This window comes from Pseudonocardia sp. NPDC046786, assembly GCF_040645415.1.
Lineage (GTDB): Bacteria > Actinomycetota > Actinomycetes > Mycobacteriales > Pseudonocardiaceae > Pseudonocardia > Pseudonocardia kongjuensis.
In genome coordinates this window covers 324987-343523 of sequence record NZ_JBEYYF010000003.1, presented here as the reverse complement: position 1 = coordinate 343523, position 18537 = coordinate 324987, and the positions used below count along the sequence as shown (strand labels likewise).

Annotated in this window: 18 protein-coding genes; 7 read left to right on the top strand and 11 right to left on the bottom strand. The window is 75.0% G+C overall.

The annotated features are described in order from the left end of the window. Positions 1 to 10: 10 nt before the first annotated feature. The 5 genes from ABZ881_RS05475 to ABZ881_RS05455 all read right to left on the bottom strand — a co-directional run bounded on the left by ABZ881_RS05475 (position 11) and on the right by ABZ881_RS05455 (position 5227). Positions 11 to 616 (bottom strand): TetR/AcrR family transcriptional regulator, encoded by a 606-nt coding sequence (locus ABZ881_RS05475; RefSeq protein WP_358482022.1) that lies wholly within the window; start codon positions 614 to 616, stop codon positions 11 to 13. Between the two features lie 28 nt (positions 617 to 644). Then, positions 645 to 1598, bottom strand: coding sequence for a PDR/VanB family oxidoreductase (locus tag ABZ881_RS05470; protein WP_358482021.1), 954 nt, complete (start codon positions 1596 to 1598; stop codon positions 645 to 647). A gap of 62 nt (positions 1599 to 1660) precedes the next feature. Next, positions 1661 to 2584, bottom strand: coding sequence for a metal-dependent hydrolase (locus tag ABZ881_RS05465; RefSeq protein ID WP_358482110.1), 924 nt, complete (start codon positions 2582 to 2584; stop codon positions 1661 to 1663). 159 nt (positions 2585 to 2743) lie between these two features. Beyond that, entirely contained in the window at positions 2744 to 4528 is a 1785-nt protein-coding gene (locus tag ABZ881_RS05460; protein ID WP_358482018.1) for an SDR family oxidoreductase, read from the bottom strand. Between the two features lie 90 nt (positions 4529 to 4618). Then, positions 4619 to 5227: a hypothetical protein gene (locus tag ABZ881_RS05455; protein WP_358482017.1), complete on the bottom strand. Its 609-nt coding sequence runs from the start codon at positions 5225 to 5227 to the stop codon at positions 4619 to 4621. 138 nt (positions 5228 to 5365) lie between these two features. Between ABZ881_RS05455 and ABZ881_RS05450 the strand changes: the two genes are divergently transcribed. Genes ABZ881_RS05450 through ABZ881_RS05440 form a run of 3 tightly spaced genes read left to right on the top strand, consistent with a single transcriptional unit; the run spans position 5366 to position 8347 of the window. After that, entirely contained in the window at positions 5366 to 6262 is an 897-nt protein-coding gene (locus tag ABZ881_RS05450; RefSeq protein ID WP_358482015.1) for an alpha/beta hydrolase, read from the top strand. A 49-nt stretch (positions 6263 to 6311) separates the two neighbouring features. Further along, a complete protein-coding gene (locus ABZ881_RS05445; RefSeq protein ID WP_358482013.1) occupies positions 6312 to 7562 on the top strand; it encodes an MFS transporter in 1251 nt (416 codons plus the stop codon). After that, the gene (locus ABZ881_RS05440) at positions 7559 to 8347 is read left to right on the top strand and encodes a crotonase/enoyl-CoA hydratase family protein (protein ID WP_358482011.1); all 789 of its coding nucleotides are present in this window, start codon (positions 7559 to 7561) and stop codon (positions 8345 to 8347) included. Before ABZ881_RS05445 ends, ABZ881_RS05440 begins: the two co-directional genes overlap by 4 nt. 7 nt (positions 8348 to 8354) lie before the next feature. On the opposite strand, the gene ABZ881_RS05435 is transcribed toward ABZ881_RS05440, so the two are convergent. Together ABZ881_RS05435 and ABZ881_RS05430 are read right to left on the bottom strand one after the other, a co-directional pair. Next, complete coding sequence (locus tag ABZ881_RS05435) at positions 8355 to 8849, bottom strand: GNAT family N-acetyltransferase (protein ID WP_358482009.1); 495 nt, start codon at positions 8847 to 8849, stop codon at positions 8355 to 8357. 4 nt (positions 8850 to 8853) lie between these two features. Further along, positions 8854 to 9480: a YigZ family protein gene (locus ABZ881_RS05430; RefSeq protein WP_358482008.1), complete on the bottom strand. Its 627-nt coding sequence runs from the start codon at positions 9478 to 9480 to the stop codon at positions 8854 to 8856. Positions 9481 to 9615: 135 nt separating this feature from the next. Here ABZ881_RS05430 and ABZ881_RS05425 point away from each other — a divergent pair, with 135 nt between their 5' ends. Continuing rightward, on the top strand, positions 9616 to 9753 hold the full coding sequence (locus ABZ881_RS05425; RefSeq protein WP_358482005.1) for a hypothetical protein: 138 nt from the start codon (positions 9616 to 9618) through the stop codon (positions 9751 to 9753). A gap of 6 nt (positions 9754 to 9759) precedes the next feature. Here the strand turns inward: ABZ881_RS05425 and ABZ881_RS05420 are convergent, their stop codons facing one another. Together ABZ881_RS05420 and ABZ881_RS05415 are read right to left on the bottom strand one after the other, a co-directional pair. After that, entirely contained in the window at positions 9760 to 10068 is a 309-nt protein-coding gene (locus tag ABZ881_RS05420; protein ID WP_358482003.1) for a hypothetical protein, read from the bottom strand. A gap of 19 nt (positions 10069 to 10087) precedes the next feature. Beyond that, complete coding sequence (locus ABZ881_RS05415; protein ID WP_358482001.1) at positions 10088 to 11773, bottom strand: sodium:solute symporter family protein; 1686 nt, start codon at positions 11771 to 11773, stop codon at positions 10088 to 10090. Between the two features lie 203 nt (positions 11774 to 11976). On the opposite strand from ABZ881_RS05415, the gene ABZ881_RS05410 reads away from it, so the two are divergent. Next, entirely contained in the window at positions 11977 to 12771 is a 795-nt protein-coding gene (locus ABZ881_RS05410; protein WP_358482000.1) for a DeoR/GlpR family DNA-binding transcription regulator, read from the top strand. An 8-nt stretch (positions 12772 to 12779) separates the two neighbouring features. Next, positions 12780 to 13862, top strand: a complete 1083-nt coding sequence (gene galT / locus ABZ881_RS05405) for a galactose-1-phosphate uridylyltransferase (RefSeq protein WP_358482108.1) — start codon at positions 12780 to 12782, stop codon at positions 13860 to 13862. 249 nt (positions 13863 to 14111) lie between these two features. On the opposite strand, the gene ABZ881_RS05400 is transcribed toward galT, so the two are convergent. Beyond that, complete coding sequence (locus ABZ881_RS05400; protein WP_358481999.1) at positions 14112 to 15260, bottom strand: NlpC/P60 family protein; 1149 nt, start codon at positions 15258 to 15260, stop codon at positions 14112 to 14114. Between the two features lie 623 nt (positions 15261 to 15883). On the opposite strand from ABZ881_RS05400, the gene ABZ881_RS05395 reads away from it, so the two are divergent. After that, positions 15884 to 17299 (top strand): glycosyltransferase, encoded by a 1416-nt coding sequence (locus ABZ881_RS05395; RefSeq protein WP_358481998.1) that lies wholly within the window; start codon positions 15884 to 15886, stop codon positions 17297 to 17299. A 39-nt stretch (positions 17300 to 17338) separates the two neighbouring features. Here ABZ881_RS05395 and ABZ881_RS05390 read toward each other — a convergent pair whose 3' ends face one another. Beyond that, positions 17339 to 18517, bottom strand: coding sequence for a CoA transferase (locus tag ABZ881_RS05390; protein WP_358481997.1), 1179 nt, complete (start codon positions 18515 to 18517; stop codon positions 17339 to 17341). Positions 18518 to 18537: the final 20 nt, after the last annotated feature.

The window sequence follows — 18537 nt, the reverse complement described above, 5'->3', positions numbered from 1 at the left end:
TCCGGACCGGTCAGGACCGCCGGGTGGTCACCTCGAGCATCGCGAACAGCTGCTCCACCAGCCAGTCCCGCAGCCCGGCGCGGTCCGGGACCCGCCCGGCCTCCAGCCAGGCCAGCACCGAGCCCTCGACGAGCGCGACCCAGCCGCGCAGCGTCATCATCTGCAGCGGCGCGGGTTCCGGCACCCCGCCGCGCACGCACAGCAGGTCCACGATGTGGTCGCGGACCCCGTCGACCAGCGCGTCCGTCTCGCCGGTGGACACCACCGATCCGCTGCGCAGCAGCGCGACGTAGGCACGGGCGTGCCGCTGCACCACGTCCAGGAACACGTCCAGCGCCGCCGCCAGCTGCTCCTCCAGCGGCCCCTCGCCGGCCAGCGCGACCCGGGCGATCAGCTCGTCCGCGACGCTGCCCAGCGCCGCGACGTGCAGCTCCTCGACGCCGGAGAAGTAGCGGTAGAACAGCGCCCGCGACACGTCCGCGACCCGGGTCACGTCCTCGACGGCCACCTCGTCCGGGGAGCGGCTGCCGTAGAGGTCGAGCGCGGCCGACACGAGCTGTGCGCGCCGGGCCTCGGGCGTCATCCGACGCGGTGAACGGGCGGGTGAGGAGGTCATCACCGGAAAGGGTACGGAACCGCCACCCCTAGCGACCGAGATCGACGACGACACGCGCACCCTCCGCCCGCCCGACGCACAGGGCGGTCAGGCCCGGGCCCGCCGGATCGCCCACCGTCGACCCCTCGACCAGTCGCACGTGGCAGGTCCCGCAGAACCCCTGCCGGCAGGAGTAGGGGACGTCCGGCCGGACCTCGCGGATCACGTCGAGCGCCGTCCGGTCCGCCGGCACCGGCAGCTCCGGTCCGCCGGCGAGCGCCACCGTGAACGGGCGGCCGTCCCGGATCGGCGGCGGCGAGAACCGCTCCGAGTGGAACCGCCGGCCGGCCGGCAGCGCCCGGCGCACCGCATCGATCATCGCCGGTGGGCCGCAGCAGTACACCGCCGCGGACGGGTCCGTCCCGGCCAGCAGCTCGGCCGCCGCCGGGATCCCGCCGGCGTCGTCCGGCCTGCGCCGGACCCGCCCCGGTGCGAGCGCGGCGAGACCGCCGGACAGCGGCATCGACGCCAGGTCGCGCCCGGTGTGCACCAGCTGCCACGGCAGCCCGGCGGCGTGCACCGACCGCACCATCGGCGCGATCGGGGTGATCCCGATGCCGCCCGCCAGGAACAGGTACGACGGGGCCGCCGCCAGCGGGAACGCGTTCCGCGGGCCGCGCAGTGTCAGCCGGGTGCCCGGGGTGAGCCGGTGCACCTGTGCCGATCCCGAACCCTCCGGGACCGCGCGCACCGCGATCCGGTACACCGACCGGTCCGCCGGGTCGCCGCACAGCGAGTACTGGCGGAGCAGGCCGGACGGCAGCACGACGTCCAGGTGTGCGCCCGGCCGCCAGCCGGGCAGCGACCCGGCCCCGACGAGCTCCACCTCGGCGACATCCGGGCAGGGGTGGGTCACCGACCGGACCGTGACCGGCAGCTCCCGGTCGACCGGGGCGGCCGGGCGACGGCGGCGGCCGCTGCGGACCGACACCCTCTGGGCCACGGCGGTGACCGTCGCCAGTGCCCGTGCGCTCCGGTTGGGATGCGGGGGCGGGGCGATGCCGCTCATGCCGCGCTCATGCCGCTCCGCCGCGGCTCGGCCGGGGCGCCGTCCGCCGGCCCACCGTCGGCTGCGCGGGCCGCGGGGGAGACCGCCAGGTAGGCGACCGCCGCGTCGGTGTCGCCGTGGTTCGCCGGATGGAACCGGGGATTCAGATAGGTGAGCATCGCCCTGGCGAACAGCATCGGACCCGGCACCAGACCCCGCCGCGACGCCCGCAGGTAGTCCCGGATCCGGGCCCGCCGCGCCGGTGTCCCGCGCAACTCCGGATCCCGGGCGCACAGCTGCGCCGTGCCGGACGCCCACAACCGGATCAGGGCCGGTGCGGTCACCAGCATCGCCCGGATCCGTCGCAGGTAACGCCCGTCCAGATGCACGTACAGATCGTGCGCCACCGACCGGTGCTCGACCTCCTCCGCGCCGTGCCAGCGCAGCATGTCCAGCATCTGCGGGTCGGCGCCGGCCGCGTCGAGCTCGGGAGAGTGCAGGATCCACTCGCCCAGCACCGCCGTCAGGTGCTCGATCGCGGCGACCAGCCCGACCCGCTCGACCAGCCACTCCCGCGCCGCGTCCCCGGACAGCCCGCGCTCGCCGAGCAGCTCACCGAAGATCCACTCCACCTGCTCGACGTACCGGGACACGTCGATCCCGGCCTCGCCCAGGTGGTCCAGCGCGCCCTGGTGCGACGACGCGTGCATCGCCTCCTGCCCGATGAACCCGCGGACGTCCTCGGCCAGCGCGTCGTCGCGCACCATCGGCAACGCCTGCGAGAACACCTCGACGAACCAGCGCTCACCCTCCGGCAGCAGCAGGTGCAGCACGTCGATCAGGTGCGACGCGAACGGTTCGCCGGGGATCCAGTCGGTGCGCAGCGCCGAGAAGTCGAACCGGACGTCACGGGCGTGCAGTGCTATCCGGTCGTGGGCCATCCGGTCATGGGCTATCCGGTCATGGGCCATCCGGTCATGGATCGTCCGGTCGTGGGGCGTGCGGTCGTCGGCGGTCCGGTCACGGGTGATCCGGGTGCCGCGCTTGCCGAGCGTGCTCATCGATGTGCTCCTCTCTCCGGGCGTGGTGGGACGCGTGCGTCAGCGGGTTCCGCCGTCGATCCGGGCGACGGCACGGAGCAGGCCGGGGGACAGCCGGGAGGCCAGCAGGCCGGCGTGCGCCTCCGCGGTGACCGGTGCCAGCGCCACGTTCCGCTCCACCGCACGGACCAGCCGCGACGCGACCCGCTCCGGGGTGTAGCCGCGGCGCGCGTACGCCGCCGCGGACGCCCGCCTGCGGGCCTCCTGGGTGGCCTCGTCGGTGCCGGCGAACCGGGTGTGCGCGGTGATCGGGGTGTCCACGAACCCCGGGCACAGCGCCGTGACACCGATGCCGTCCTCGGCCAGCTCGGCGCGCACGCACTCGGACAGCATCAGCACCGCGGCCTTCGTCGTCGCGTAGGCGGGCAGCGCGCGGGACGGCAGGTAGGCCGCCGCCGACGCGACGTTCACCAGGTGCCCGCCCTCGCCGTGCGCGCGCAGCAGCGCCCCGAAGTGCCGGCAGCCGTGCACCACACCCCACAGGTTGACGTCGACGATCCGCCGCCACTCCTCGGCTGTGGTGTCCGCGAACGGCCCGGCGACGGCGATCCCGGCGTTGTTGACGACCAGATCGGGGACCCCGTGCGTCGCCGCCACCCGGGCGGCCAGTGCGGCGACGGCGTCGTCGTCGGCGACATCGACGGTCTCCGCGAACGCCCGGCCGCTGCCGTGTCTGCGCCCGATGATCCCGGCGGTCTCGGTGGCACCGTCCGCGGAGAGGTCGGCGACCACCACCCGGCTGCCGCGCTCGGCGAGCGCCAGTGCGGTGGCCCGCCCGATCCCGCTCCCGGCGCCGGTGACCACGGCCAGACCGCCCTCCCAGCGGACCGGCCGCCCGGGCCGGCCACCGGCGGCGACCAGCGCGCGGCCCCGGGCCGCGGCCCGGGCGAGCGCGGGCGCGGGCGCCTGGGAATCCGGCCGGGCGTCCGGCTGGGAGTCCGGCCGGGCAGTTCCGGCGACCATCTCGGCGGTGCACCGGGCGATCACCTCGGGCCGGTGACGCACCATCCAGTGTCCGCCCGGCAGGTAGCGGACCCGCAGGTCGGGGGCGAACTGCGCGGCGCTGGTGGCGAGCGCCGGGGTCACGTAGGCGTCCCCGCGCGGCACCAGCACCTGGACCGGCACGCCGGTGCGGCGCTGCTCCGGGCGGCCCAGGCGGCGGGGCAGGTTCCGCCGGTAGAGCTCCAGGCCGTTCACCGCGTCGCGCACCGACGGGCGGGGGATCCGCTCGGTCCGCTCGATCAGCCCGCCGAGCAGCCCGCTGCGGCAGACCAGCTCGGGCAGCACCGGCAGCCGGAACGCCAGCGTGTACCACGAGTGCAGCGCCTGCCGGACGACCGCGCGCAGGTCCCGCGGGGAGCGCCGGCGCAGGAACAGCCCGACGTGGTCGAGGCACGGCCCGGAGATCGAGGTGAACGACGCGACCCGCCCGGTCAGCGCGTCGCCGGTGACCGCATGCCAGGTCTGGATGGCGCCCCAGTCGTGGGCGAGCAGGTGCACCGGGGCGTCCGGGGAGACCGCGTCGCAGACCGCGCGCAGGTCGGCGGCGAGCAGCTCGAGATCGTAGCCCGCACGTCCGGCCGGGGCGTCCGAGCCGCCGTGCCCCCGGACGTCGTAGGTGACGACGTGGTGGTCGGCGGCGAGCAGGCGGGCCACACCGCCCCAGACGTGCCGGTCGTCCGGGTACCCGTGCACGGCGACGACGGTCGGCGCGGTGCGGTCGCCCCGCTCCTCGACCGCGAGGCCCAGGCCGTCCGGCGTCGTGACGACGGTCGTGCGTTCCACCACATCACTGTGAGACACGACGTCATCATAGAAAACCCGTCAACAAGAGTCGAGACGGGAACGGTCGGTATCCCGCGTGATCGCGCAGTGTCACCGCGGGCCGGTGTGTCGCCCGTACCCGCTCCCGGGCAGGCCGTCGGCCGGTACCGGGCCGGGATCCGGCTCGCCCGCCGCCCACATCGCCGCCACCCGTCCGGCCACTCGGTCGTGCGCCGCGAGGATGGTCGCGCCGGTGGTCCGGACGCCGGCGAGCGCGTAGAGCAGCTCCGCGTCCTGGCCGTGGTCGAGATCGAGCACGCCGTGCATCCGGGCCAGCTCGACGACCAGCCCGCACGGCCCGGTGGCGGCGGCGCTCGCGGCCCGCAGCAGCGTTCGCGCGGTCGTCGGGCGGGCACCGGGGAGCAGGCATCGTCCCAGCTCGCGGGCCAGCCGCCCGATCGGCTCGATGTCGGCGGGATGGACCGCGACCAGGCAGAGGTCCGGGCACGGTCCCGGCGGATAGCCCGGTCGCGCCTGCGCGGCGCGCAGCGGCCCGGAGAGCAGGGACCAGGACCGCACCGCGGCGGCCGTCGCGTCCGGCGGTGCGTCGTCCCGGGACAGCGTGACCAGCGCCGTGCACAGCACCCGGTCGGCCGTCGCCCAGCCGATCCGGTCGCGCGGCACCGCCCGGATCACCGTCCCGCCCGTCGATCCGTTCATGTGCCCCCTCGGCCGTACCGACGTTGTCGGGTGCGTCGCCCGGTTGCCACCGTTCGTTACCGCGCGTAGTCAGAACTGGCGAGAAGGTACGTTCGAGCCGTCCCGATCCCGTTCCCGACACCACCGCCGGAGGCCCACGTGCCCGACGTCCCGCCCGCCTGGTTCACCTCGGCCGTCGACACGCCGTCCGGTTCCGGCAGCGTCGAGGTCGACGGGGTGCCGATCGCCTACCGGACGTGGGGCGAGCCGGGCGGGCCGGGCGTCGTCCTGGTGCACGGCGGTGCCGCCCACTCGCACTGGTGGGACCACATCGCGCCGCTGCTGGTGGAGGGCTCGCGCCGGGTCGTCGCGGTGGACCTGTCCGGGCACGGCGACTCCGGCCGGGCGCCGTCCTACGACCTGGACCGCTGGGCCGCCGAGGTACGGGCGGTGATCGACGACGCCCGGCTCGGCGAGCGGCCCACCCTGATCGGGCACTCGATGGGCGGCTTCGTCACGCTGACCGGGGCGCTGCGCTACGGCGAGGAGCTGGCCGGGGCGGTCGCGGTCGACTCGCCGGTGCGCGACCGGTCCCCGGAGGAGGAGGCGGCCCGGCAGAAGCGTGCGTTCGGCCCGGCCACGGTGCATCCCGACCGGGACGTGCTGCTCGCCCGCTTCCGCACCGTCCCGGAGCAGGACGGCGACCTGCCCTGGGTGCACCGGCACATCGCCGAGCACAGCATCACCGCCGTCGACGGCGGCTGGCGCTGGAAGTTCGACCCGAGGATCTTCGCCGGCATCGGGCTCACCCCGGCCGACCTGGGCCGGCCGGGCTGCCGGATCGGGCTGTTCCGGGCCGAGCACGGGCTGGTCCCGGCCGACATGGGCGAGATGGTGGTGGACCGGATGGGCCGCGCCGCCCCGGTGATCGAGATCCCGGGCGCCGGGCACCACGTGATGATCGACCAGCCGCTCGCCCTGCTCAGCGCCCTGCGGACGCTGCTGGCCGACTGGGAGTACTCGGTGCCGGTGACCGCACCGGAGGCGGTGGGTTAGGTTAACCTCACCCGGCGTGGGTCCGTGCGGGCCGCGCCGGGGAGGCATGATGGGGGAGTCCGGGCGGTCGGCGGGGAGCGCACAGCGGATCCTGCTGCTCGCGGTGCTGGCCGCGATCGTCTCGCAGCAGGTCCTGGTGCCGGTGCTGGCCCCGCTCTCCCGCGAGGTCGGGCTGACCCCGGTCGAGCTCGGGCTGGTGATGACGGTCGCCGCCGGGCTGTTCGCCGTCACCAGCCTGTTCTGGGGGCGGGTGGTCGACCGGTGGGGGCACCGCCGGGTGCTGCTGGCCGGGCTGACCACGGCCGGGCTGGGGCTGACCGGGTTCGCGCTCGTCTCGCAGGCCGCGCTGGCCGGGACGCTGTCGCCGGGGGCCGCCCTCGCCGGGATGATGGCGACCCGCAGCGTGGTGTTCGGCATCGGTCTCGGCGCGGTCCCGACGGCGGCGATGGCGCTGATCGCCGCCCGGACCGCGCCCGGCCCGGAGCGAACCGCCGGCATCGGCAGGCTCGGTGCGGTGCAGGGCGTCGCGGTCGCGCTGGGGCCCGCGCTGGGCGCCCTGCTCGCGTTCGCCGGCCTGCTCGGGCCGGTCTGGCTGGCGCCGGTCGCGGTGCTGGTGTCGATCGCGGTGGTGGCGGTCGGTGTCCGGCCGGCCCCCGCGGCGCCACCGGCCACCGGGCCCGCCGCCCCGCCGCCCGGCCCGGTCCGCCCGTGGGACGCCGGGATGTGGCCGGTCCTGCTGACCGGATTCCTGGTGATGCTGTCGCTCGGGCTGGTGCTGATCGTGCTCGGCTTCCTGGTCCAGGACCGGCTCGGGCTGGACGCGGCGGGCACGGTCGGGGTGTCCGGCGCGATGTCGTTCTTGTCCGGGGTCGCGCTGGTGCTGATGCAGGGCGTCGCGGTGCCCCGGCTGGGCTGGCCGCCGGTCCGGTTGCTGCGGGTCGGCCTCCCGATCGCCACTGTCGGGTTGCTGCTGCTCGCCGTCGCACCCGGGGTGCTCACCATCGGGCTGGCGATGACGCTGCTCGCGGCCGGTCTCGGGCTGGCGATGCCCGGCTACACCACCGCGGCGACCCTGCAGGCCGGGCCGGAGGGGCAGGGCGGGGTGGCCGGGCTGGTGAACGCGACCAACGGATCGACGTTCGTGATCGGCCCGCTGGCCGGGACCGCCCTGTACACGCTCGGGACCGGGGTCCCGGCGTTCGTCGCGGCCGTCGCCTGCCTGCTCGGCGGGCTGCTCGCCGCCCTCCATCCGGCGTTGCGCTCGGCACGGCCGGATCCGGCGGCTACTGTGGCCCCATGACCGAACAGTCAGAGTTGACCGTTTCCGCCGGCGAGGTGCTCGTCGAGCGCCGCGACGGCGTCCAGGTGATCACGATCAACCGGCCGGCCGCCCGGAACGCGCTCAACGAGAACGTCGCGCACGCGATCGCCGCCGCCGCCGACGAGCTGGACGCCGACGACGACCTGCGGGCCGGCGTCCTCACCGGCGCCGGCGGGGTCTTCTCGGCCGGGATGGACCTCAAGGCGTTCCTGCGGGGCGAGCGGCCGGGGCTGCCCGGGCGCGGGCTCTGCGGCATCACCCAGACCCCGCCGCGCAAGCCGATGATCGCCGCGGTCGAGGGCTGGGCGCTGGCCGGCGGCTTCGAGCTGATGCTGGCCTGCGACCTGGTGGTCGCCGCCCGGGGCGCCCGGTTCGGGGTGCCGGAGGTGAAGCGTTCGCTGTTCGCGGCGGCCGGCGGCGCACTCGAGCTGGCGAACCGGGTGCCGCGCGCGCTCGCCCTGGAAATGCTGCTCACCGGCGACCCGATCGACGCAGCCCGGGCCGAGGCAGCCGGGCTGGTCAACCAGGTCGTCGACGACGGCGGCGCGCTGGACGCCGCACTGGCGCTGGCCGCCCGGATCACCGGCAACGGTCCGCTCGGCGTCGCGGCGAGCAAGCGGATCGTGCTGGAGGGGCCGGACTGGGGTGCCGACCGATGGGCCCGCCAGGAGGAGATCGCCACCGCGGTGATGAGCTCGCAGGACGCGCGGGAGGGCGCGACCGCGTTCGCCGAGAAGCGGGCGCCGGTGTGGAAGGGCGTGTGAGCCCGGCTCAGCCGCCCAGGTGGCGGTGCATGACGTACAGCCCGGTCGTCGTGCCGTCGGGGAGGGCGAACGCGTCCGGCACGATCCCGACCGTCGCGAAGCCCAGCGAGTGCCACAGCGCGACCGCCCGGGTGTTGGTCTGCACGACGGCGTTGAACTGCATCGCCGAGTAGCCGAGCGAGCGGGCCAGCGCCAGGACGTGCTCGCCGAGCGCCCGCCCGGTGCCCCGGCCGGCCCGCTGCGGGTCGACGGCGAAGCTCGCGGTCGCCACGTGCGATCCGGGGCCCGGCTGGTTCGGTCCGGTCTTCGCGGTGCCGACCAGCACGCCGTCGTCGTCGACCGCGACCACCACCCGGCCCGGCGGGCGCAGCATCCACATCGAGCGGGCCCATCCCTCGTCCACGTCGGCCGGCACGGTGTAGGTGGTGCCCTCGGCGAAGATCGGCCGCAGGATCTGCCAGACGGCGGGCCAGTCGTCGTCGTGGGCGTCACGGATCTGCACGTGATCAGGGTAGATAGAGGTCCCGCGGCCCGGCGTCGAGGGCCTCGACGGCGCCCCCGGTGTGCTCGGCCAGCCAGCCGCCGAAGTCGTCGAGCCGGGACTCGGCGACGGCGACCGTGAACGTCACGTCGGCGCCGTGCTCGACCTCGCGCAGCAGGTAGGGTGAGTTCCGCAGGTCGTGCTCCAGGCGTCCGGCCCGGTCGTGCGGCAGTGCCAGCAGCAGCTCGCGGTGCCGGACCCGGCGCAGCTCGCCGACCCGGTCCAGGGTCTCCGACAGCGCCGTGGAGTAGGCCCGCACCAGCCCGCCCGCGCCGAGCTTGGTGCCGCCGAACCAGCGGGACACCACCGCGACGACGTCGGTCAGGTCGCGCCGGGACAGCACCTCCAGCATCGGGACGCCCGCGGTGCCGGAAGGCTCGCCGTCGTCGTTGCTGCGGGCGGTCATCGCCCCGGTCGCCGGGTCGCCGATCCGCAGCGCCGTGCAGTGGTGGGTGGCGTCCGGGCCGGCCCGGCGGACCCGGTCGATCACCGCGGTAGCCGCCGCGACGTCGGCGACCCGGGCCACCGTGCACAGGAACCGGGAGCGCTGGATCTCGATCTCGTGCGCCCCGTCCCGGGCGATCACCCGCACGGAGCGGCCCCGATGCAGGTCACAGGGTGACCCGGGTCGCCGTCGATGGCCCTTCCGGATCGATTCAGTGCATCCTGGAACGGTCCGGCGGGGCGACCGCCCCGCACGTCCCCGACGGAGAAGGGATCTCCGCCCATGAGCGACACCGTCGCCACGCTGCACCTCCCGCGCGGACTGCGCGCCGCCCTGAGCCGGCTGGGCCGCCGGATCGACGCCTACACGCTGCAGGCGTTCAACCCGGTCTACCCGACGCCCGCCGCGCGCCGCCGCTGACCCCCGTCACGGCGGTGGCGGCGGGCCGCCGTCCGCGGGTGCGGCCGGGATGCGCAGCGGGCGCAGCCACACCCACAGCACGAACAGCGCGCCGATCACCAGCATGGCGATCCCGGTGTCCAGGTTCAGGTTCGTCCCACCGGTCTTGGCCAGGTTCTCCGGGTCGTCACCGGAGACCAGGCCCATGATCACGAGCACCACGCCGTAGACGCCGAACAGCAGCGCGATCACCGAGCGCAGGTCGAACAGGTTGGTGGCGGTCGTCGAGACGGGTGCGTCGGCGCCCGCCCGGGCGCCTGCCGGATCGTCGGTCATCTCTGGGCTCCTGTTCCGGTCAGCCGGTCACGGCGTAGAGGACCACGGTCAGGGCGAGCACCGCGGAGGCGAGCACGGCGGGCGAGCGGTACCAGCCCGCGTCGTCGCCGTCGGTGGAGTGCACCCTGGCCTCTTTCGGGGTGAGGCTCCAGACCAGGCCGACCAGCTCGGCGTCCGGCCGGGGTGCGGTCACCAGCGACACCCCGGCCGCCACCCCGACCCCGACCACGAACGCGGCGATCGCACCGAGGAAGCTGCCCGCCTGGTTGGAGATCTCGAGCACCCCGGTGCGGACCAGGACGTCCACGGTGACCGCGGCGGTGGTGCCCGACAGCAGCCCGATCCAGGCGGACGGGCCGGTCATCCGCTTCCAGAACAGGCCCAGGATGAAGATCGCGAACAGCGGGGCGTTGAAGAAGCTGAACAGCGACTGGATGTAGTCCATCAGGTTCGCCGAGCCGGACGCGATGAACGCGGTGCCGATCGCCAGCACGCAGCCGATGATCGTGACCAGCCGGCCGATCTGCAGGTAGTAGCGGTCGTCCCGGTCCGGGCGGACCCAGTCCTGCCAGATGTCGTAGGTGAAGACGGTGTTGAACGAGCTGATGTTCGCCGCCATGCCGGCCATGAACGCGGCGAGCAGCCCGGCGATCGCGACGCCGAGGATGCCGTTGGGCAGCAGTTCCTTCATCAGCAGCGACAGCGCGTTGTTGTAGGTGATGCCGTCGACGGCCCCGCCGCCGCCCTCCTTCACCGCGCTGATCTGCGGGACCAGGATCGCGGCGATCATGCCCGGGGTCACGATGACCAGCACGACCAGCGCCTTCGGGAAGGCGCCGATGATCGGGGTGCGGCGGGCGGCGGACATGCTCTTCGCGGACAGTGCCCGCTGCACCTCGGCGAAGTTCGTCGTCCAGTAGCCGAAGGAGAGCACGAAGCCGAGCCCGAACACGATGCCGAGCACGGACAGGAACGGGTTCTGGATCTCGGTCAGCGGGGTGCCGGGCCAGGCGTTGAGGTCGGCGCCGCCGCTGGGACCCTCGGTGACGGCGCGGGTGAGGCCGTCCCAGCCGCCGACCCGGTTCAGACCGGCGACGGTCAGTGGGATGAGCAGCGCCAGGATCACGAAGAACTGCAGCACCTCGGTGTAGATCGCGGCGGACAGCCCGCCGAGCGAGATGTAGCCGAGCACGACGACAGCGGCGACCGGGATGGCCAGGTACAGCGACCAGCCGAGCAGCGCCTCCAGGACAAGGCCGAGCGAGAACAGGTTGACGCCGGCGATCAGGATCGAGGCGACGGCGAAGGTCACCGCCTGCACCCGCTGGGTGGTCCGGTTGAACCGCTTGAGCAGGAACTCCGGCACGCTGCGGGCCTGCGAGCCGTAGTAGAACGGCATCATCACGATGCCGAGGAACACCATCGCCGGGATCGCGCCGAGCCAGTAGTAGTGCACGGTCGGGACGCCGTACTGGGCCCCGTTGGCGACCATGCCGATCAGCTCGATCGCGCCCAGGTTCGCCGAGATGAACGCCAGGCCGGTGATCCAGGCCGGCATCGACCGGCCGGACAGCAGGAAGTCCAGGCTGGACGAGACCGAGCGGCGGGCGGCGAAGCCGATGCCCAGCACCAGCACGAAGTAGAAGGCGACGAGCAGGTAGTCGACGAGGTTCGGATCGAGCCGGAGGATCTCTTCGGTCGTCATGCCACGCCCTTCCGCAGGGCGGTCTCGCACTGGTCCATCCGGACGCTCCTCGTCGTCGAGTGGGGTACGCGCAGGGTTGCGTTGCGCAAATCATCGAACAAGATAAACCGCAGCCGGACAGAAGTGAACACGGAGTGTGTGGTTGTCCTGCGTTCGGTTTTGTTGCAACCTGTGCGGGTGATGGCCGTCCCGGATCCGCCGCCGTGAGCCTCCTCGCCGAGCAGCGCCGCGAGATGATCGTGGAGCGGGTGCGCGCCCGCGGCGCGGTCCGGGTGTCCGAGCTGGCCGGGGACCTGGGCGTGTCCGAGATGACGGTGCGCCGCGATCTCGACGTGCTGGCCCGCCGCCGGCTGGTCGACAAGGTGCACGGCGGCGCGACGGCGGTCGGCGACCAGACCACCACCGAGCCCGGCTTCTCGGCGAAGGCCGTCCGCGAGCCCGCCGAGAAGGAGGCGATCGCGGCCGCCGCGGCCGCGCTCGTCGAGCCCGGTGCCGCGGTCGGCCTGTCCGCCGGCACGACGACGTGGCGGCTCGCGCACCGGCTCGCCCGGATCCCGCGGCTCACCGTCGTCACCAACTCGCTCGCCGTCGCCGAGGTGCTGCACACCGGTGGCGCGGAGGCCCGCGGTAGCACGGTGATCCTCACCGGCGGGGTGCGCACGCCGTCCGAGGCGCTGGTCGGGCCGGTCGCGATCGCCGCGCTCCGCTCGCTGAACCTGGAGATCGTGTTCCTCGGTGTGCACGGGATGAGCGCGGCGGCCGGGTTCTCCACGCCGAACCTCACCGAGCGCGACACCAACCGGGCACTCGTCGACTCCGGCCGGCAGCTCGTCGTCGTCGCCGACCATACGAAGTGGGGCACCGTCGGGATCTCGACGATCGCCGAGCTGGGCGAGGCGGACGTGCTGGTCACCGACTCCGGTCTGGCCGGGGCCGACCTGGCGGTGCTCGAGGGCGAGATCGACCGCGTGATCGTCGTCCGGACGGAGGAGCAGTGATGGAGAACGTGCGCCGCTCGGCGACCCGGTTGGCCGACGGCCGGGAGATCCTCTGGTTCGACGAGCCCGGCTCGCCGCCGCGCGATCCGGCCGCCCTGGTGGACCGGCGCGACCTGCCCCGGGTGACACCTGCCTCGCAGCTGCGTCTCGATCCGCTCGCCGGGGAGTGGATCGCGATCGCCGCGCACCGCCAGGACCGCACCTACCAGCCGCCGGACGACGAGTGCCCGCTGTGCCCCAGCCGGGACGGCAGGCTCACCGAGGTGCCGTCGCCGGAGTACCAGGTGGTCGCGTTCGAGAACCGGTTCCCGGCGTTCGGGTCGGCGCCGGGTGCGCCGGTCGCCGAGCCGCCCGGGGACACACCGGTCGCGGAGTCCGGGCGCTGCGAGGTGGTCTGCTTCACCGACGACCACGACACCCCGTTCGCCCGGCTGTCCGCCCGCCGGGTCCGGCTGGTGCTGGAGGCGTGGGCCGACCGCACCGCCGAGCTGGGCGCCCGGCCCGGGGTGCGGTACGTCTTCCCGTTCGAGAACCGGGGCGCCGAGATCGGCGTGACGCTCTCGCACCCGCACGGCCAGATCTACGCCTACCCGTACCTGCCGCCGTTCCCGCAGCGGATGCTCACGCAGGTGGCCGCGCACCGGGAGGCGACCGGGGAGAACCTGTTCGACGTCCGGCTGGCCGCCGAGCGGGCCGGGGAGCGGGTCGTCGTGGCGGGGGAGCACTGGACGGCCTTCGTGCCCGAGGCGGCCCGCTGGCCGGTCGAGGTGCACCTCTACCCGCACCGCCCGACGCCGGACCTCCCGGCGCTCGACGAGTCGCAGCGCGCCGAGTTCGGGCATGTCTACCTCGACGTGCTGCGCCGGCTCGATGCCCTCCACGACGACGAGCTGCCCTACGTCGCCGCCTGGAACCAGGCCCCCGTCCGGGCGGCCGACGGGCGCGGTGACGCCCGGCTGCACCTGCGGCTGCACTCGATCCGGCGGGCGCCCGGGAAGATCAAGTACCTGGCCGGGTCGGAGTCCGGGGCCGGGGCGTTCATCTCCGACGTGCTCCCCGAGGCCGTCGCGGAGCGGTTGCGGGGGCTGTAGCCGGCGCCCGGAACGGGTGGGCGGGCGCTGCGCCGCACCCCTGCCGCGACGCCGCACCCCGACCGCGACGCCGCACCCGCTCGAGCCGGTGCGACGACGTGCGGGAGGTGCGACGTAGTAGCCGGGGTGCGGGGTCCGCGGGCCGCGGCACCGGACTCACGGCACCGACGCGCTGACCCGACCCGGACATGCGTCGAGGCCGGGCCCCTCCCCAGGGACCCGGCCTCGGCCGTCGTGCGGTGTTCCGGGTCAGACCCGGATCGCGTTGTGGAACGGCATCGCGTCGATGTCGGAGTACTTGACCGGTTCCCCGCTGGTCGACGCGTGCAGGATCTGGCCGTTGCCGGCGTAGATGCCGACGTGGCTGACCGGCGAGTAGAAGAACACCATGTCGCCGGGCTTCAGCTCGCTCTTGGAGACCGACTGGCCGCCCATCTGCGACTGCGCGCTCGACGTCCGCGGCAGGTCGATGCCGGCCTGCTCGAAGGCCCAGACCATCAGCCCGGAGCAGTCGAAGGCGCTCGGCCCGGTGGCGCCCCACTTGTAGGGCGACCCGAGGGCGGTCTTCGCGGTGGCGAGCGCCTGGATGCCGGCCGAGGACCCGGTCAGGTCGCCGACGATGTCGCCGGCACCCGATCCGGCGCCGCGGCCCGCGTTGTTCGCGGCGCGCTCACCGGCGCGGGCGCGCTCCTGCTCGGCGCGCTCCTGCGCCTCCTGCTGGGCGACCGCGGCGATCCGCGCCGCGTCGGCCTGCTCGAACGCCTGCGGTACCGCGGCGGTGGCCTGCTCCAGCCCGCTGCCGAGCGTGGTCGCGGCCTCGCTGGTGCCCGCGCCGCCCTGCTCGGAGCCGGCGGCGGGCAGCGACAGTGTCATCGTCGCCTCGTTGTTGACGCCAGCCAGGTCGACCCCGGCCGCCTGCTCCTCGGCGGCCTGCTCGCCGGGGGTGCTGATGGCCGTCACGACGCCCATCACAGCGGTGGCGCCGACCAGCGTTGCGGACATCGTCGCGGCGACCGCTCGCGGGTTGCGGCCGAACGGCCCGGTGTCGGAGGTGCCGCGCACCAGGCCGATCGCGGACCGGGAGGTGACGCCGGCCGGGAGGTCCCGGGAGACGATCGAGTCGTCGGTGCCAGGGAGGCCGGTGCCGGGGAGGCCGGGGAACCCGGTGGCCGGGGTGTCGATCTGCTCGATCGCCGGGCCGAACGCGCCGGTACCGGCGGCCCGGGCGGCGCGACGGCCGCCGGACGCGGGGGTGTCGAAGCCTGCCTCGGCGTAGCGGGAGAGCAGTTCGGCGGCCGAGATGCCGGCGCCGGAGTCGCGATCGCGGCGGCGCCGGGGGGTGCCGATGTCGGGGAGTTCGGTCGCGGGGGAGTCGACCGGATTCAGTGCAGTGGTCATACGTGGTTCCTCGCCGCCACGGGCCCACCCCGGCCCTCGGCCGGTTGCGAACCCGTCCCCGCCGCGTGCTGGTGGGCGCCAGGGGGAGTGTCGGCAGGCGGGGCTCGGACGGCCGACCAGGCGCACCAGCCGACGTTTCGTCGGCCAGCACTCAGGACCGTAACCGCTCCGTGACTCACATGCTTGTCAGCCCCGCCGCGCGTGCGACGAGCGGCGCTTTCCGCGCGATTCACGCACAGAGCGGCCGCCGAACGGTGGATGTACTGCGCCGTTCGAGGTTCCCGAAGCGAATTCTGCGACGAACGGTCGGTACGAGTGGGTGACGGTCCGGGTGCCGGATCGGCCGATGGGCCGGACGGCGCAGGGATGCCGTTCGCACGGCCGCTCCGGCCGCCGGTGCCGGTGCGACGGTGTCGGAAACCGGGTGCTCTGCCACGATCGTGTGGCCGCACCGACCCGTGCGGTGCCGAAACGCGCACCACGACGGCCGCGACCTGAACCACGACCGACGCGCCGTCCCGCACCTGCCCGTCCGGGCGGGCCGCCGGGACCGAACCGGACCGGGCATCCGGTACGAATCCACCACCACCACATGTCGACGACACACACCGGAGGTCCCCGCAGTGCCGGACCGACCACCCGGCCCGATCTGGGTCGGGGAGACCGCCCACCGGCGCGGCCCGGGCGGGCCGCCCGGGGCGGGCCTGCACGTCCCCCCGCGGTTCACCACCGCCCGTCTCCTGGTCACCGACGCGGGCCTGCCCGTCGGCCAGGTCGACGTCCCGCTGACCGGTGGCCGCGCCTCCGCCGGGGAGATCGGCCGGGCGACCGCCGCGGTGGTCGCGGCCACCCCGCCGGAGCCGCCCCCGACCTCGGACGAGCCGATGACCGTCGTCGTCGCGACCCGCGGCCGCCCGGAGAGCGTGCGCCGCTGCCTCGCGGCGATCCTGGCCGGCGACCACGCGGCGGTGACCGTGCTGGTCGTCGACAACGACCCGCCGGACGGCAGCACCCGCGACGTGGTCGCCGCGTTCGGCGACGAGCGGGTGCGCTACGTCCACGAGCTGCGGCGCGGCGTGTCGGTCGGCCGCAACCGGGGGCTGGCCGAGGCGCGGACCGAGGTCGTCGCCTTCACCGACGACGACACCGAGCCGGACCGGCGCTGGGCGTCCCGGATCGCGGGCGCGTTCGCCGCCGATCCCGGGCTCACCGGGCTCAGCGGGCCGGTGCTGGCCGCCCGGCTGGACACCCCGCAGGAGCGGGCCGCCGACGTCGCCCTGGCCTGGAACAAGGGGTTCGCCCCGCGCCGGTTCCGGCTGGACGACCCGCCGTCGGACTCGCCGGTGTTCCCGTTCTCACCGGGCCTGTTCGGGATCGGCGCGAACCTCGCGGTGCGCGCCCGGCGGGTCCGTGAGCTGGGCGGCTTCGACGAGGCGCTCGGCCCGGGCCGGCCGACCCGCGGCGGCGAGGACATCGAGCTGCTGGTCCGGATCGTGCTCGACGGCGGCACCCTCGGCTACCTGCCCGCCGCCTACGTCTGGCACCACCACCGGCCCTCGGACGGCGAGCTGCGCGACCAGCTCGGCGGCTACGCGCTCGGGCTGGGTGCGTTCCTGGGCAAGGTCGCGCTGGACGGGCGGGCCCGCCGGCTCGCGCTGCGCCGGTTCCCGGCCGGGATCGCCCGGCTGCGCGAGATCGTGCGCCGCGAGTCCGCGGGCGCCGGGGACGCTCCCGAGCCGGAGCCCGCCGCCGGAGCGGTCGTCCCGGGGCCTGCCCCGGCAGGTGGCGACGCCGGGGCGGCGGACGCCACCCCGGGCGCCGGGCCCTCGGCGGTCGCGGTGGCCGAGGTGGCCGAGGTGGCCGAGGTGCCGGCGGACCCGGAGGAGCGGCGGCACGAGACGGTCGCGCTGCCCGATGGGGCGGCGGCCCGGAAGCTGCGCGGCCTGGCCGGTGGCCCGGTGCTGTACCTGCGCACCCGGCGGCAGGTGCTGGCCGAGGGCGGTAGCTGCCCGCCGCTGACCGCGCCGGACCGGAACTGACCCGGCGACCCGGCGGTCGCACCCGGCCGCCGGGTCGGCTCAGTCCCCCGGCCGCTGCGATGGGCCGGCCGGGCGACCGGCCGGCTCGCCGAGCACGGCTGCGGTGTCCGAGCCGAGCGGCGGACCGGCGTCGCCGCGCCGGGCCGGGGTCCGGGAGAAGCGCATCGGCGAGCCGAGCTGGCGCACCGGCCCGAGACGGGGGTGCGGCGCCTCCCAGAAGAATCCGCGCTCGCGCAGCACCGGATCGTCGAACACCTCGTCGTAGCCGGCGATCGGCGCGCACGGGACACCGGCGGCGTCCAGCCGGGCCGCCACGTCGGCCGTCGTCATCGTCGTGGTGGTCTCCTCGATCAGCCCGACCAGCTCCGCGCGGGCGGCCATCCGGGCGGTGTTGCCGGCGAACCGCGGGTCGTCGCGCAGCGCCGGCGCGAGCGCCTCGCACAGTGACACCCACAACCGCTCGGTGTTCGCGCCGACCGTCACGTACCCGTCGGCGGTGCGGACGGCCTGGTAGGGGGCGTAGCGCTGGTGCGCCGACCCGTGCCGGACGGGTACCTCGCCGTCGCCGAGGTACATCCCGGCCTCCCACACGGCCAGTGACACCCCGGACTCCAGCAGCGACACGTCGATCTGCTGGCCGGTCCCGGACCGGTCCCGCTCGCGCAGCGCCGCGGTCACCGCCAGCGCCAGGTACAGCCCGGTGACCAGGTCGCACACCGGGACGCCGACCTTGACCGGATCGCAGCCGGGCTCCCCGGTGACGCTCATCAGCCCGCTCGCCGCCTGCGCCATGATGTCCAGCCCGGCGCGCCCGGCGGCCGGACCGTCCTGCCCCCAGCCCGACGCCGAGGCGTAGACCAGCTCCGGCCGGCGCCCGCGCAGCGTCCCGGCGCCCAGCCCGAGCCGGTCCATCGCGCCCGGCCGCAGGTTCTCCACGACGACGTCGGCCCGGTCGGCGAGGTCGAGGAACGCGTCCCGGCCGCGCTCGTCCTTCAGGTCCAGGACGACCGACTCCTTGTTCCGGTTCAGCCGCAGGAACGGCGAGCTCTCGCCGTCCAGGAACGGTCCGGCGGACCGGGTCGGGTCGCCGGTGCCGGGCGGCTCGATCTTGACCACCCGGGCGCCGAGATCCGCCAGCTGCATGGTGGCGAAGGGGGCCGCCATGAAGGCACCGACCTCGATCACGAGTACCCCGGTCAGGGGAGGGTCCGTCGTCATGCTGGGTACTCCTGGATCCT